This is a genomic window from Singulisphaera sp. GP187, from assembly GCF_900129635.1.
Classification (GTDB): Bacteria; Planctomycetota; Planctomycetia; order Isosphaerales; family Isosphaeraceae; genus Singulisphaera.
Genome location: NZ_FSRB01000001.1, coordinates 830,248 through 845,703, shown reverse-complemented (window position 1 = coordinate 845,703; position 15,456 = coordinate 830,248). Strand labels below are relative to the sequence as shown.

Here is a 15,456-nt window from a genome sequence, read left to right as displayed (position 1 = left end):
CCGTGAGCGATCGCCCAGGTTTTTGGCTCACGGGTTGAGTCCAACCCGTGGGACCCTTGGCTTGCACATGATTCAATATCAAGGTAGACCAAGTCCACCTGCTAAAGCGGTTCCCGGCTGGCGCATTGCAACGGAAAACCGCTCTAGCTGAGAGGCTGAAACAGAGTTTGTTCGGCCGTGCGGGTAAGCATCCAGTCGCGGTCTTCGGGGGTCAGGAAATCGAGCCGGGTGCGAATCAGGTCGACGCTGTCGCTGTACTTGTCCCGATCGACTTGGAACGGACAGTCCGTCTCCCACATGCAGCGCTTGGCGCCAAACGCGTGAACGACCGACCGGATCAGCGGGGCCAGGTCGAGGTACGGGGCCGCTTTCTTCCCGAGGGCATAGAACGCCCCCACTTTGACCAGCACCTTGGGATGCTTGGCCAGGGCACAGAGGGCGTCGACCTGCTCGGCCTTGATCGTGCCGTCGACCCCGATCCTGCCAAGGTGATCGATGATCACCGTGGTCTCGGGGAATTTTGTGCACATCCGATCGACTTCGGGGAAGCCGTTGGGGTCGATCAGGCAGCTCAGGGCCTGCTTGGTCTCAGCGGCGGCGGCGAACATGGCGGCATAGCCGGCGGGCTCGAGCCAGCGTGCGGGGGGCAACTTGCTGTAGTTCGGGGCGATTCGGAAGGCGCGAACCCCCTTGGGTCGCAACGCCCGCATCGCCTCGTCGGGTTGGGGCGCGAGCGGATCGACGATTCCCGTACCGACGAACCGGTCGGGATAGAGCTTGATCATGTCGAGCATGTACGAGTTGTCAAACTCATAATAGCTCATCTGGATCAGGTTGACCCGCCCCACTCCGGCCGGCCGGCACTGAGCGAGCAACTCCTCGGCCGTGAACGACCGCGGTTGCATGTCGGCGACCGTGAACCCCTTGGCCAGCGGATAGTGCGCGACGTCAGGCGTCCAGATGTGTGAATGTGCGTCGATGTACGGTTCCAAAGCCATCCCCGAGCTCTCCAGGAATTCGCGAAGCCAAGCCAGGACAAAGGCCACTCAGGCTCGCTCAGGCGAGCACGTCGGTCACAACCTCGCTGTCGGGCATGAGGGCCATCGGACGCCCTTGCTTATCGACGAGCATGGTCCCGGGGTCGACTCCCATCAGGTGGTAAATCGTGGCGAGGATGTCCTTGGGAGAGACCTTACGCTCGACCGGGTCACTGGCGATCTTGTCGGAACGGCCGACGACGCGTCCCCGCGCCACGCCGCCGCCCGCCATCAAGACGGAGTAGCACCGCGACCAGTGGTCGCGGCCTCCCCCCCTGCCCTGGCTCAGAATCGGCGTCCGGCCATGCTCGCTCAGACAGACGACGAGCGTCTCGTCGAGCATGCCACGGCCGTCGAGGTCGAGCAAGAGCCCGGAGAGCGTCTGGTCGAGTCCCGGCAGGAGCTCATCTTTCATTCGGGGGAAGTGGTCCCAGTGGGTATCCCAGCCGGTTCCCGCCAGGCCGTACTCGTCCCAGAAGGCGGTGATGAACCGGCCCCCCGCCTCGACCAGGCGTCGCGAGGTCAGGGCCGCCTGACCGAACAGGGTCATGCCGTAGAGCTCGCGCGTCGCGGCGGTCTCCTGGTCGAGGTCAAACGCATTTCGAAGCCGATCGGAGCTGAGCAGGTTGTACGCCATCGCGCGATAATGATCGATGCCCGACCCTTCGGTGCCTGAGTCGAGGGCCCGGCGGGTCTGCTCGAACTGCTCGAGGAGGTTGCGACGGCGGTCGAGCCGGTCGAACGTCAGGTCGGGGCCGAGACTCGAGACCGAACCGAGTTGGAACCGGCTCTCGGGGGTGACCCCTCGGTACGGCTCGAAGTCGTTCCAGGTCTTGTCGGCAAGCGTCTTCGAGGCCTTCTTGGTGGCCTTACCGACAAATTCGGCCGAAACGGGGTCGTAGGACTGGCCGAGGAAGCCGCCGTAGGGACCAGCCCGCGCGACTTCACCCACCCGCTGGCTGCTGAACGCCCAGGGGAGCACGAGGTTATTCGGCACGTCAGGCTGGGTCGTCCCCGCCTTTGCGCGTTCGACGTAATCGATGACGGACCCGATGTACGGATAGTGCCCCTCGCCGCGCGGATTCAGCTCCATCGGAGCATCGATCCGCGGAATCCCGGTCGTTGCGTAGGCGACGCCGTGGAGCGGGTACGGGTGCGAGACCGACCGGATCACGGTGACCTTATCCATGACTTTCGCCATCCGAGGCAAAAGCTCACAGACGTCAAGTCCCGGAACGCTCGAGGCGATCGACTTCAGCTCACCTCGAATTTCCTCGGGGGCGTCGGGCTTGGGGTCGAACGTCTCGAGCTGGCTGGGCGACCCATAGAGAAAGAGGAAGATGCATGCCTTCGCCTGGCCGAATTGACCGGCCGTGGCCAACGGCGCGGCCGCAGCCGAGCGGACGGCACCTCGTCCCGCGAACCCAAGGCCCATCAGTCCGAGCGAACTGACCTGGAGAAGGTCACGACGCGTCATTCCATTGCAGAAGCGCTTCGGACCACCGAGAATGCGAAGCATGGCCACCTCGGAACAGGGACCACTGGCAGGGGAGGGAACCAGACTGCGCAAGTTTGGCAGCCTGGCAAACATCCATTTTAAGACGTTGCGACGACATTATGCCAGTTCAAGGCGGGTTAAACAACCTTGGGACACGGCTGCCTGGATTTTCGCACCGTCTCGAGCGACACAGGTCATCACGCCTTGATGACCAAGGTGCCGGCAATCATGTCGTGGAGCGTCTGTTTCCGTTCGGTGAACGCCGCCATGATGTAGCCGATCAAGAAGATGATGGCCGAAAGGAACTTGGCGAACTCGCGTCCCAATGCCCGTCCGAAAGTGATCCGGCGACCTCGGAGGTCAGTCACCTTGATACCCATCGCCAGCTTTCCGTAAGTGGCTTGCCTCTCGGCGCTATGCATGAGCGGGAAATAGCCGATCTGGATAATGGCCGAGAAAAAGCAAGAGATCAGCCACGCGATTACGGGATCCATCTTCATCGCCACCCCGGCGAAGATTATCGCGAAGCTGACAATCAGGTTGAGAACGAACAAGACGATCCCGTCAATTACCACCGCCACAAAACGAACCCAAAATCCCGCGTATTCCACGTTAGCGAGCGCAATATTCCCCAACGCCCCCGGCGCCCCCTTCGGTGCCGCATAGGGGTTGGATTCCACGTCATCGACAAAACTCATGGCCTGACTCTCCGTTTTCAATGTCCACGTGGTTTACTATGGCCACGCGGCCGCAATAACCCAGCGATCAAAGCACAACAGCATGATACCTCACATGTATGCTACAGAGAAAAAAAACAGGCGGAATCAGACGAATCAGTTGAAAGTAAATGAGTCGAGTGCGACCGCTCCACCCCGCAGCAGCACCAAGAGCGTCTCACAATAAATACAACGACCCGATCCAGGGCTAGGAAGCCTCGCGCGACTCGTTCCCACGGGGGACCGCTATGCCTTACCCACAAGTCGTAAGTCGTTAGCAATCCGGAGGTTACGGAAGGGGGCTGTGGCCCGAGCTGGATGCCACAACTGGAGGACTCTCAAGCACTTGCGCCGATCACCCTTGCTGGACACCGGGCCAGACCCCCACTTGTGGGTAATGCATAGCGGGTGACCGTGGGAACGAGGGTGATTCCTCGCTCTCTGGCGGGTCGTTGAATAAATACTGTGCGCGATGGACGTAGCACTCGCTGTGCGTCGTCGCTTCAGATCAAGCCCTGAGAGTACGGCCTAATCCCCACGGGCCGCCTCTCTGGGCTCGGACTGTTCTGACTCGAGAACCTCTTTCCTGGCGTTGCCCCGGGCTGACTTGGCCTGCCCCGTTGGGGGGGGAACAAAGCCTGACCGTATGGCAAGTGTGGAGGAGGACTGCACAACGCCCCCCCCGTCCATCGAGGATTGACGAGACGCTAGCGCACGACCGCCTTGAACGTCACGAACCCTTCGACCCCCGGAGCGATCGAGCCGGGGAGATCCCAGCGAAGTTCGGTCGATCCAACCTTGTTTTCACCCGCGGTAAAGACGGTGCCCTTCGGCCCCTCGGAACTGCCGGTGACGTATCCGAACCGCGGCAAAAGGCTGTCGATCACCGAGACCGAGCGGATCGGCGTATTGCCCATGTTGCGGAACTGAATGACGAAGGTGAGGGTGTCTCCCTGTTCGGCCTCACCCGCGCTGACCCGTTTGATCACGGCCAGTCCCGGTTTCTTGGGAGGTTCTTCGACCCCCACCGTCTCGCGCGGAGTCCAGGTCATGACCGTCTGGCCCGCCCCTTCCACGATCCCGGTCACCACGGCGCTCTCGGCCGTCTTGATTCCAAGTGCTTTAATATCCTCGCGGAGACTGATTGTCTTCTGGCGGTTGCTCGACTGCTCGGGGCCTTGAACCAGGCGTGCGCCCGCGATATGGGTCATGATGCTAAATCCGTTGAGCACGCGAATCTCGGAGTGCGCTCCGGCGAAGACGCGGCTGGCCATGCCCGAGGCACGAGCCCGATGCCGGCTGGCCTCGGCCGCCTCGTTCTTGACGAGCCGCTTCGCATCCTGCTTGACCATGAGGGCCGCCTGGGCCTCGACGATCTCGGCGCGACGGGGTCCTTCGACGGCCAAGGCCTCGTTGGGCCCGACGCTGAGGCGAACCTCGGCAAACCGAGGCGCATAAACACAGACCATGTTGGTCGGCAAGATCCGTGGGCGTTTGGCGTCCGAGAACTGGATGACCGCGTCGCGCGGGTCGATGCCGAGCAAACCACCGTCGCCGCCGAAGTGGGCCGGCTCGGCGTGGTCACCGCCGTCGCAGAGGTATTCGTCGCGGGGGATCCAAGGGCGGCCGGGAGGTGGTGGCGTTCCCCGCACCGGGCCGCAAGGGAGCTTGCACGCCCCGCCATCCGAACCCGAGAACGGACAGTGGTCGGGTCCCGACGGGACCATTCCGGGGCCGTAGATTCGCTCACCGTTCAGCTCATCAAGGGACGGCTTACGGCCACCGATTCGCATGATCGCCATGACGCGCCCCAGGGCCGCGCCCACGCGGAGCGGATCCTCCGACGGGGTGAGCGTTACGATCGGGATCTCGCCCTTGGGCAAGCTGATCGGCAACGCCTGCTCGGGGTCTTCGAGGTAGACGACCTGGGTCACGAGCCGGCCGTGGTCGACGGCATCGAGAAAGTCATCTTCACTGAAGTGGACCTGGATGGGAAACTTGACCGGATCCATCCCGGCCGGTCGATGGAGGTGGCCCACGACCTCAATGACGGGAAACAGTTCCGCGTCGGGCCGGCCGGGTAAATCCCAGAGCCGAAGCCGGTAACCGACTCCGACCTTCAACCCGACGACGCCCTCTACCGGACCCGTGGCCGCGGTGAAGTTAATCGGTTCGGGAGCGGGGCCGAGCACTTCGACATGCGCTCCCTCGGGCACCCGAAAGCGAACCACCTGGATGTTGGGAGGGAGGACGGGCACACCCACCCCAGGTTCCAGCACGACCGTACCGGGCTCGGAGGGGGAAGCCTCGGACGACAACGAAGTGGGGGCCGGAGTCGGAGCCGGGGCCGGGGCCGCGGGCGAAGACGGAGGTGTCGGCGCAAACGACTGGGCCTGGCCCCGGATCGGGCCGAGGGCAATGGCGATGGCGACCGCAACCCCGAGCGGCCATGCAAGGCGCGCCGTCCGGCTGCCGGTGCGGCGGATTGTTCCCTGAAGGCTCATCTCTTCATTTCCTTGATTCGTTGGACCAGGGGATCGCGATCTCCCGAGTCGCGAAGGCGCACCCATTTGGTGCCGGGGTGTCTCTCGGCGGCTTGGTCCGCTCCTTGGGCTGGCCGGGCCGCCCGTTGAGCGGCGCACGTCCTCGCCGAGGCGTGCGAAAAACCCCGGCGGATCGCGGTTCGAGCACGCGACCGCCGGGGCGATGGTGAGTCACGAGGGTTGGAGCCGGAGCTCCTCAGCCGCGATCAGGGATTGCCGGGCGGAGGCACCGTGTCGGTCGGCGGCGCCGCTGGCTCTGGGGCCGGGGCGGGAGCCGGAGCGGGAGCCGGAGGGGGAGCCGGGGCCGGCGAGACCGGAGCCGCTTCCAGCGGCACGTTCTCAAGGGCCGGTTGCGAGACGATTCCCGAGGGAAGCGTGCCGGGGGGAAGCGAGCCAGGAGCCAGGACCGTTCCGGGCGCCGTGGTCACGCCGCCGATCACGTTCGAGGGGACCGTCGATCCCGAGCCGGGCATCTCAAGGTCGATCGCACCGACCCGGACGATCAGGAGGATGGTCCCTCGCTTATCGGCCTCGAGGATCGGGTCGACACCGGGTTCCAGCCGGGTCGAGACCAGGGTTTCCACCCCGGCGATCGCCAGTTCCTGGAACTTGGGATCGGGCAGGTAGATGACCTTGGTCACGAAGTTCCCGCCGTCGACCACCTGGTCGAAATCTTCGGCCGTGAACTGGACCGGAATCGGGTTGTGGGTCAGGTAGGCGTCGGTCTGCGGCGTCGAAGGGGCAACCTCGAGCGTCGGGTAGAGCTGAACGCCGGGCCGGCCCGGGATGTCCGTCAACTTCAGGCGATAGATATACCCCTGCATGAAGTTATAACGAGCCGGAACCGTGAGCTGGGCCGGGACGTAGACCCGGTCGGGTCCGCCGGTGCCGGTCTGCCAGCCGATCTTCATGGTATCAGGGTCAAGGAAGTAGATCTGGCTCCGGACGTTGGGGAACCGCCGTCCTGCCTGAGCACCGGGTCCACCGGGACCGCCCGGTCCACCGCCGGGACCGCCCGGTCCCATGCAGCTCGGGCCGCCGTCGCAACCGGGATGGCCATGCGCACAGCCCATACCGGCTGCGCCATTCTGGCCGATCATGCCACCCGGCGGGGGCGGACCGTGCATCACCACATGCGGGCGAAAGAGCTTCTTCAAACCCACATTGGGTTTACTGTAACCATATCCGTCCCCAGCGGTCGCCGCCGCCAGGATCAGCAATCCGATCGTATGCATGGATATTCTCCAACATCCGCGACCGAGGCCGGCCGTCGCCAAAGCAAGGGCGAACGCCGATCGGGGAAAAACTCACCATCGTTCCGGAACCGCCGCAACCGCCTCGCCCATTGACGAGGCCCCTCGCGGGTGAGGGAGACCGGACACCAAAAGAATGCGAGCGTACGGCTCCGCCGTGCACCTCTCGACCCCCTTGGCCGGCCTTGCGTCGTATGACGCCTAGCGATATGATCGGGCATTCCTTTCCGACCCTTGAGGAAAAGCCCTACATCCCTACCATGCCCAAAAATCGGATCTTCCCCGCGACCGTGATCGCAGTCGCTCTGTCGGGACTATTCCAGGCGCATGGGCAGCCGCCCCAGCCCGTCCCAAACCAAGCGGGCGGCCCCCCCGCCGGTGCGGGGGCGACGCCGGTCAAGCCCGCGCCTCCGACCGAGGCCGAGACCCTGCTCGACGAGGCCATTAGTAAGGTCAAGGCCCTCAATTCGGTCTCGGCCGAGCTCGTCGAAAAAGTCGCGATGCTCGACCAGAAATTCGTGATCAAGGGCCGATACCGCAAGGCTTCCAAGGACCGGTTCTTCCTCAAACTCGAGGTCCACGACCTGCCCGATTCCTCAGGCCTCATCCAGCAGGTTTGCGACGGCACCACGTTCTGGGAATACCAAAAAGTTTTCGAGACCCAGATCTATCGCAAACTCGAGGCGGGAGCGATCCTGGCCAAGTTGAGGGGAATTGATCTCGACGAGGAGATGCGCGAACGAATCACGATCCAACTCGGCTTTGCCGGACCCGACGCCCTCCTGGTCGGCCTCCGCAAGACGATCACGTTCGACCAGAAAACCAAGGGAACTCTTGACGGTCGGCCGGTCTGGATCATCCGGGGAAACTGGACAAACCATGAAGGACTCGTTGCTCCCAACTTGCAACCGCTCCCCCCGGCCATGCGGCTGCCGTCCTATGTCCCAAGCTTGGTGACCGTCTACCTCGGTGAGGACGATTACTGGCCCTACAAGGTCATGCTCGTCGGGCAGCAAACGTCGCCAATCCTCGAAGACACCCGACCAACCGGGCCCAACGGCAAGCGGATCGGTTCCCTCCGATCGATTCAGAAGCCACTCTTGACCCGGATCGAGCTCATTTATTCCGACGTCAAGCTCAACGCCCCCGTGGCCGATCAGGAATTTGTCTTCGCGCCTCCGAAAGACGTCCAGGCCGACGACAGGACGAAAGAGATCCTCGACGGCTTGGAACAGGCTGCCACACGACAGGCCGCCATGAAAAAGGCGGAAGCCGCCAAGGGGGAGGATCCGCTCCTCAATCAGACGATCGACGTGCCCAAGTCGACCGCTCCCGGCGAAGTCGCCCCGCCAGCGGCCAAGAAGTAAGCGGCCCTCTGGGGGATTTGCCTTTTCCTGAGACCGCGGGGCCCCTGCCCGCGGTCGTTCTCTTGGTGCGACTCCGAGCCCCGGCTCCACGCCTTCAAAAGGCATCCGGCTCCAGCGCTCCCCCTTCGGGCAAGAAGGGTTGAAGCGGACAGCGCCCGCATTTGGCCACGCTCGGCTTGCAGAATTCACGGCCAACCCGTGCGAACCCATCCGAGAGTCGGTGGAGCGTCTCCGGATCGTCGTGGCCCGGCCGCTCCATCACGGAGCGGGCCTCCTCGTACTCGGCCGTCGGATCGAGCCAACCGTGTCGGACCAGAATCCGATAGGTCGCCCGATCGACCGGATAGACCCCCCGCTGGCCCGCCAGCAGGAGAATTTCGTCGGCCGTGGCCGGACCGATCCCAGCCAAGCCGCGCAGCTCTTCACGAAGCGCGCCGGTCGAGATCGATTCATCGCGGAGCGGGTCAAGAGCGTGAGCGCTCGCCTGGCGACTCACCACCCAGGCCGCCATCCTCCGGACCGGGCCGAGAACACGGGCCGGTAGGGAGACGCCGAACGCCTTGAACGCGTCGACGATCTCGGCAGGGTCAGCCTCGGTGAGCGGCTGGGGCTCGAGGAGTCCGGCTTCCGCCAGGGCCTCCAAGCCCTTGGCCACCTTCTTGGCGTCGATCGACTGCCCGAGAATCACCGCGATCGCCGTGGCGAAGGAATCAAACGATCCCTCAGCGATCGACTCGGGTCGTCCGAATCGTTCGCCAAGGGTCTGTTCGATCGAGGAGAAGGATTCGTCGAAGGTCGGCATCGCCGAGTCCTCGCCTCATCGCCGATCCTAGGCAGAACGAGAAGATGGAGAAGGTCGGCACCTTCCCGTTCTCAAGAACCATGCCAACATCAAGGAATTAGGCGGTGGCCTTTGCCTTGGCAACGGCCGCCTTGTAATCGCGAGCCAGCTTGCTCTTACGACGAGCCGCCGTGTTGGGATGGAGGACGCGGCGCACGCCGGCCTTGTCGATCTTGGCGGTCGCAAGCCGGAAGTCGGCCTCGCCCTTCTCGAAATCCTTGGCGACGACCGCCGCCAGGGTCCGCTTCACATAGGTCTTGATGATCTTCTTCGCGATCCGGTTGTGCATCCTGCGCTTGACGCTCTGCTTCAGTCGTTTAATCGCGGAAGGTGTATTCGGCATGACTTGTTCGTTCCAAAAGGCTTAATCGGTACGGTCCGGACACGCCCGGTTGGTTGGACGCGGCGGTAACGACCTTGGCCCCAGTCAGAGGTTCCAGTTTCGGCGAAACGGCGAGGATATCACGAACCGGGATCTCAGTTCAAGCTCTGAAGCCGTTGAGCGACGTCGAGATAGTTGTAGTCATTGGCGGCGACCTCGTTGTAATGCTCTTCGGCCACCTGCGGATTGCCCTGGGCCTCGGCGACCCGACCGAGCCGGTAGTGCAAGGCGTTGGTCACCGCCATGTCGGTGGAATCGGCCGCCTTCAGCGCGTCCTGATACATCCGCTCGGCCAGTTTCAACGACCCCTTGGACTCAAAGCTCAGCCCGCTCTGATGGAGAGCCTTCACCTTGTGGTCGGCGCTCGAGCGCGCTTGCTGAAAGGCGGCGATCGCCTCGTCGTGCTTGCCGGCCTGGGCCAGGCGGATCCCCAGTTCGAGCTGGATCCCCATGTCTTCGGGCTGGAGCGCGAGCCGGCGCCGAAACTCTTTGATCTGGTAGTCGTTCAGCAGGGTGGTGAACTCTTCGAGCTTCGCCTTGGCCTTCTCGTCGTCCGGCTTCTCGGCGAGCCTGCGATGGCAACGATCGATGGCCCCCTGGATCCGGCTGATCTGGATCTCGGCATGGGCGAAGGCCAGGTCCCGATTGCCGGGGTTGGCCTTGAGTCCGCGCGCCATGACCTTCTCGGCCTCTTCGAGCTGCCCGCGCAGCTTGAACAGGTCCGCCAGTTGGAGATAGGAGGAAATCCGCGTCGGTTCCTCAAGGATCTCTTTCTGGTAGCGTTCCTCGGGGCTCAGCTTCTGGGCCTTCATCTCCTCGAGTTCAGCCTCGCCCGGGCCGGCCGGAGTCTCGTCGCGCTTGTCGATCGCGTCGCTGATCCCTGACCGCTTGATCGACGCCTGGGCCGACAGCCCATTGATCTGCCGGTTTGCGTTTTCATCGTTGGGGTCGAGCTTCTTGACCTTCTCCCAACAGGCGATTGCCTTGGGCCAGCTCTCGTTGATCTCGTGAATGTGGCCGGCGAACCGGAAGAACTCGGCGTCGGTCGCCTGCGCTTGGACCGCCTCGACCAGCCACTGAGCCAGGCCGTTATAGCCCAACTGTTCGGCCGCTTCGGCGGCATCCCGAGAGACCGAGAGATCCCACGGATTGTTGACGAACGCCTCTTCGCAGATTTCCAGAACATTCTTCCAGTTGCTCTTGGCCTTCGAGGCCCGAGCGCGGAGCCGGATCGGCTGGTTCTTCGCACCGGCCAGGCGGCCGACCTTCGACGGGTCGTTGCCAAACTTTTTTTTCTCAATGCCACGGAGCGCGGCACGGTAGAGCAGATTTTCCACGTCGAGCTTGCACGCTTCCCGATACATCTGGATCGCGTACTCGAAGTTCTGCTTCATCGCGGCATCGTTGCCGTAATTGAAAAAAGTCTGGGCCTTGGTGAAATCCGATCCCGAGGACATCAGGGCGAACCCTCCGAAACCGAGACGTGGCGCAGTACTGTCGGGAGCCCACGCAATGCTCCAAACGACCCCCCGCGGCAGCGTTGCGAGGCACGACCCGACCTTCAATCCTAGTGAAACCGCACACAACCTGCTATGCAAGACTGAACTTCAGACGATGCGAGCCGGGACGACCAGACGGACGAATCCAGTTCCAGGCCGTGGATTTGCGCTTCTCGTCTCCCTAGGTTCTGTGTTTTCTTGGAAGAGCGAGAACCCTCGGTCGTCGAGCGGCTCCGCCCTAAATTGTGCAGGCTTCCGTGCCCGCGGTCAACTCCGGATAACAGTTTCTAGGAGGGTTAGCGCAATGACTCGGATTTTGCGGGACGCGGGGTTATCCCAGATTGTGGCCGAAGCAGAGCCCGAGCCACTGGCCCAGGGCCTGTTCCAGTTCACCGAGGGACCGCTCTGGTCGCCCGACGGTTCCGTCCTATTTCAAGACATCCGCGCCGAGCGGACCTACCGACTGCTGCCCGATCGCACGGTCCAGATCGTTCGCGAACAGACCGGCGCCGCCAACGGCCAGACCTACGCCGCCGACGGCCGCATCGTCTTCTGCGAACAGAACGGCCGGCGGATCTCCGCCATGAATCCCGACGGCACCGACGTCCGAACAGTCACTGAGACCTGGTCGGGCAAGCGGCTCAACAGCCCGAACGACATCGTGGCGCGCTCCGACGGCGGGCTCTACTTCACCGATCCCCCCTACGGCGTGGCCCCCAAGGACCGGGAACTGCATTTCCAAGGGGTCTACTTCCTCGATGGCCAGGGCGAAACGCGGCTCCTGGCGGACGACTTCGAGAAGCCGAACGGCCTGGCCTTTTCCCCCGACGAGCGAACGCTCTACGTCTGCGACACCGCGCGCTATCACGTCCGCGCCTTCGACGTGGAACCTTCGGGAACGCTCCGGATCGGCTCGAGCCGGGTGTTCGCGACCATGGATCCCGACCAGCCCGGCGGCCCCGACGGCATGAAGGTGGATCGCGACGGCCGGGTCTACGTCGCCGTCGCCCAAGGCGTCTGGGTTTACGATGCCGGGGGCACGCTCCTCGGAATCATCACCCTGCCGAAACGCCCCGCCAACCTCGCCTGGTCCGATCCCGATGCCAAGGCGCTGACCCTGACCGTCGTCGATAGCCTCTATCGCGTTCGCCTCAACGTCGCCGGCATCCTCCCGCCGTTCACCCCGCGCGGCCCGTCGGCCTGATCCGTCGACGCGATCGAGACGAGTGGACGAACGGTCAGGTGTTCGCCCACTCCGCTTTTTTTTACTTCGCGTAGTCCGCGTCGAGGTGGTAGAGCACGGTGCCGAGTGACCCGGGCGCCTGGTTCTGTTCCACCTTGAAATTGCCCGCGATGTACCGCAGGCCGGTGTGGTAGTCGAGGGCGAGCGGCTCCTTCAGCTTCACCTGGATCATGTCGGTGAGTTTGGGCTGTCCGCCGAAGCAGCAAGTCCCGTTGTCCCGGCAGAGGACGAACTCCTTGATGCCCGTCGTCTGATCGGTCGGGTACATATACCCCTTGATATACACTTTCTTGCCGTCGAGCTCCTTCGCCGACGCGGGGATCATCTCGCCCCCTTTCGACTGCAAGGGCTCGTAGGAAATGGGGATGCAACCCTCGGGCACGTCATTCGCGGCATGATAGCCCATGACGGCGCCGCCGGTCGCGAGCGCCAGAACGGAAAGGGCGAGACCCGCCTTCGCCGCCCCACGACCCGCCATGTCGTAGCGTCGAACGGCGGACAGGCCGCGAAACCCGGTGAAAAGACCCACCACGGACGCGAAGATGAAGGTGGCCACCCCCAGGTCGTACACCAGCGCGGCCGAGAGCAAGGCGAGCAAGCCCGTGACCACGCTCACTGCGGCGGCCGGGCTGATCGGACGGTAGGAGACAATCTCCTCAGGCAGATCCGCCACAGGCTCTCGAACGGTCATCGACTTCTCCATCGTTTCGTGCCTCCGTCCCGGCTCGTTTTCCTGGGACCATCAGGGATGATTGGGATTACCTCGGAATCGATTGCGAAAACTGGAACGGAACGGATCAAGGCGCTGAGGCCAGGGCCTTGGAAACGTCGGTTCGGTAGGCCGTCATCGCCGGCAGATAGCCGGCCAGGGCCGAGAGCACGATCAGGGCCGGGACGAGCGCCAACTCGGCCGGAATCAACGGCGCGAATCCGATCACGACCCCCGTCCGGGTCGCGATCGCCGGACTGAGTGCGGCGATCAGGGCACGACCGAGGATCCACCCTGCCAGGCCTCCCGACAGCGACAGCAGCATCGACTCGAGGAGCACGATCGTCCGCACGGTCGATCGCCGCGCCCCCAGGGCACGCATCACCGCGATCTCGCGCCGACGCTCGCTCATCGAATTGTAGATGCTGACCAGAATGCCAACCCCCGAAACCACCACGATCAGCCCCGTAAGCGCAAGCAAGACCGTCTCGATCGGTCCAACGATGACGTCGAAGAGCCCACAGATCTCCCGGACCGGCATCACGGCCTGGGCTGCCGACCCTTCGTTGATCAGGTTCGGCAATTGGATCGACGCGGCGGGCGAAGCCGTCCGGACCAGCACTGCCGTCAACTCGCGTTGGTCCTCAGAGAGCGGGGTATGGCCATGCTCGTGATCGTGGTCATGATCAGGGTCATGCTCATGCTCGTGGGCCTCGTGCTTTCCCCCTGCATGATCCTTGGGCACGGCCGCGGGCGCTTCATGGCCGGTGGCGATGTCCGTCGTTGGGTTCGGGCCGATGCCGACCGGCTTGGCATGGTTTTCGAGGAGATAGAAGCCCTCGATGTTGATGAAGAGAGCGCGGTCGTTCGGCGTTCCGGTGGGTTCGAGGATACCGACGACCTTGAAGGCCTCGTGTTCGTGCCCTTGGCCGTCGTCGCTCACGCCGTGGGTCGGCCGAAACGTGTCGCCGACTTTGAGGCCGGTTCGCGTGGCCGCCAGGGCGCCGAGGATTCCCTCGAAGTAGTGGTTGGACTGAAAGTTCCGTCCCGCGCTGAAGGCGTATTTTCGCCCCGGTGCGTACTGGGTCTCGGCGAACAGGGCGGGGACGGTGGCGACCACGCGTTGGCCTTCGTAATTATCTCCCAGGCAGTAGGGAATCGCCCGGGTCACGTAGGGCTTGAACTTACCTTCGCTGAGGTCGCGGTACACCGAGTAAGGGATGTTCTCGACGGGCGTGCTCAGGTGATAGACCGTGTTGAGCACGAGTTGGAGCTTCCCCCCCTTGGCGCCGACGATCACGTCGTAGCCCCCGCCGGCACCGCGCTGAAAGGAGTCGGAGATGACGTGGTAGGCGACCAGCACCATGACCACGAGCGCCACCCCGAGGGCCATCGAAAGGCCGGTCAGCGTCGAGGCCAAGGCCCGCTGCGTGAGGCTCCGCCAGGCAATCGCGATGAGACTCATATGAGGGCCGCCACCTTGTTGAGGTTCTCGAGTTGCACGATCCGTTCAAACCGGGTCGCAATCTCCGGGGCATGCGTGACCAGCAGCAGGGCGACGCCCTCCTCTTCGCAGGTCTCGCGGATCAGGTCGATGACCTGCTGCTGGTTCTTGGCGTCCACGCTCGCGGTCGGCTCGTCCGCGAGCAGGAGCCGGGGCCGGTTCGCCAACGATCGGGCCACCGCCACCCGCTGTTGTTCGCCGATCGAGAGCTGCGCAGGCTTGTGCCGCTGCCGGTGAGCCAATCCAACCCGATCGAGCAGTTCACGGGCGCGCGCGGTGTCGCGCCGGCCTTGACCGAACGCCATCCCGAGCAGAACGTTCTCCAGCGCCGTGAACCCGGCCAGCAGGTTGAACGACTGGAACACGTACCCGATATTCTCCGCCCGAAACCGGTCCCGCTCCGCCTCGTGGAGCCGCACAAGGTCACGCCCGTCCACCTGGATCTCGCCCGAGTCGGGCGTGCTGATCCCGGCGATCACGTGCAAGAGCGTGGTCTTGCCACAGCCACTCCGCCCGACCAGCACGACCTGCTCGCCCGCGTCGACCTGAAACTCCGCGACGTCCAGGATCGGGAGCCGGCCGCCGCCTGGTTCCGCGAACGATTTCTTCACATTCCTGAGGAGCAGCATCCGTCCGTTCCTGTGAAATCATCTAGCTTCAAGTCGGCACGATCCCGCGTCAAGAGCGATCCTCACAATCATAACGGTCATGATTCCCCGGCGACGGGAGAAAGCCGAAGATTGGGTGGAAGGGAAGAGAGACTTGGTGTTCGGTCGTGATCCAACCGATAAGATCAGAGTCAAGTCGCCGCGAATCTCGCAGGGTTCCCGCCGAGCCCTTCAAGGTCCACGGCGACCGAAATCT

Annotated in this window: 13 protein-coding genes; 2 read left to right on the top strand and 11 right to left on the bottom strand. The window is 63.7% G+C overall.

Annotated elements, in window-relative coordinates; translation table 11 throughout:
* Positions 1–143: 143 nt before the first annotated feature.
* The 5 genes from BUS42_RS03390 to BUS42_RS44240 form a co-directional block, all read right to left on the bottom strand.
* Entirely contained in the window at positions 144–998 is an 855-nt protein-coding gene (locus tag BUS42_RS03390) for an amidohydrolase family protein (RefSeq protein ID WP_074310632.1), read from the bottom strand.
* A 58-nt stretch (positions 999–1,056) separates the two neighbouring features.
* Positions 1,057–2,556, bottom strand: coding sequence for a DUF1501 domain-containing protein (locus BUS42_RS03385; RefSeq protein WP_074305265.1), 1,500 nt, complete (start codon positions 2,554–2,556; stop codon positions 1,057–1,059).
* Positions 2,557–2,732: 176 nt separating this feature from the next.
* On the bottom strand, positions 2,733–3,233 hold the full coding sequence (locus BUS42_RS03380; RefSeq protein ID WP_074305263.1) for an RDD family protein: 501 nt from the start codon (positions 3,231–3,233) through the stop codon (positions 2,733–2,735).
* A gap of 725 nt (positions 3,234–3,958) precedes the next feature.
* On the bottom strand, positions 3,959–5,755 hold the full coding sequence (locus BUS42_RS03375) for a DUF11 domain-containing protein (RefSeq protein ID WP_074305261.1): 1,797 nt from the start codon (positions 5,753–5,755) through the stop codon (positions 3,959–3,961).
* Positions 5,756–6,000: 245 nt separating this feature from the next.
* Positions 6,001–7,029 carry a hypothetical protein gene (locus BUS42_RS44240; RefSeq protein WP_216821000.1) on the bottom strand — a complete coding sequence of 343 codons (1,029 nt, stop codon included), beginning with the start codon at positions 7,027–7,029 and terminating at the stop codon, positions 6,001–6,003.
* A gap of 227 nt (positions 7,030–7,256) precedes the next feature.
* Here BUS42_RS44240 and BUS42_RS03365 point away from each other — a divergent pair, with 227 nt between their 5' ends.
* Positions 7,257–8,414 (top strand): LolA family protein, encoded by a 1,158-nt coding sequence (locus BUS42_RS03365; protein ID WP_254053278.1) that lies wholly within the window; start codon positions 7,257–7,259, stop codon positions 8,412–8,414.
* Positions 8,415–8,508: 94 nt separating this feature from the next.
* On the opposite strand, the gene BUS42_RS03360 is transcribed toward BUS42_RS03365, so the two are convergent.
* The 3 genes from BUS42_RS03360 to BUS42_RS03350 form a co-directional block, all read right to left on the bottom strand.
* Entirely contained in the window at positions 8,509–9,216 is a 708-nt protein-coding gene (locus BUS42_RS03360; protein WP_074305255.1) for an endonuclease III domain-containing protein, read from the bottom strand.
* A gap of 97 nt (positions 9,217–9,313) precedes the next feature.
* On the bottom strand, positions 9,314–9,598 hold the full coding sequence (rpsT, locus tag BUS42_RS03355; RefSeq protein ID WP_074305253.1) for a 30S ribosomal protein S20: 285 nt from the start codon (positions 9,596–9,598) through the stop codon (positions 9,314–9,316).
* Positions 9,599–9,732: 134 nt separating this feature from the next.
* Positions 9,733–11,094, bottom strand: a complete 1,362-nt coding sequence (locus BUS42_RS03350) for a tetratricopeptide repeat protein (RefSeq protein WP_074305251.1) — start codon at positions 11,092–11,094, stop codon at positions 9,733–9,735.
* Positions 11,095–11,440: 346 nt separating this feature from the next.
* Here BUS42_RS03350 and BUS42_RS03345 point away from each other — a divergent pair, with 346 nt between their 5' ends.
* A complete protein-coding gene (locus BUS42_RS03345; protein ID WP_074305250.1) occupies positions 11,441–12,340 on the top strand; it encodes an SMP-30/gluconolactonase/LRE family protein in 900 nt (299 codons plus the stop codon).
* A gap of 61 nt (positions 12,341–12,401) precedes the next feature.
* Here BUS42_RS03345 and BUS42_RS03340 read toward each other — a convergent pair whose 3' ends face one another.
* The 3 genes from BUS42_RS03340 to BUS42_RS03330 form a co-directional block, all read right to left on the bottom strand.
* Positions 12,402–13,070: a DUF3299 domain-containing protein gene (locus tag BUS42_RS03340; protein WP_254053277.1), complete on the bottom strand. Its 669-nt coding sequence runs from the start codon at positions 13,068–13,070 to the stop codon at positions 12,402–12,404.
* 106 nt (positions 13,071–13,176) lie between these two features.
* Positions 13,177–14,553, bottom strand: coding sequence for an ABC transporter permease (locus BUS42_RS03335; protein ID WP_074305246.1), 1,377 nt, complete (start codon positions 14,551–14,553; stop codon positions 13,177–13,179).
* Positions 14,550–15,221, bottom strand: a complete 672-nt coding sequence (locus tag BUS42_RS03330) for an ABC transporter ATP-binding protein (RefSeq protein ID WP_074305244.1) — start codon at positions 15,219–15,221, stop codon at positions 14,550–14,552. The genes BUS42_RS03335 and BUS42_RS03330 overlap by 4 nt, the downstream gene beginning before the upstream one ends.
* Positions 15,222–15,456 lie beyond the last annotated feature (235 nt).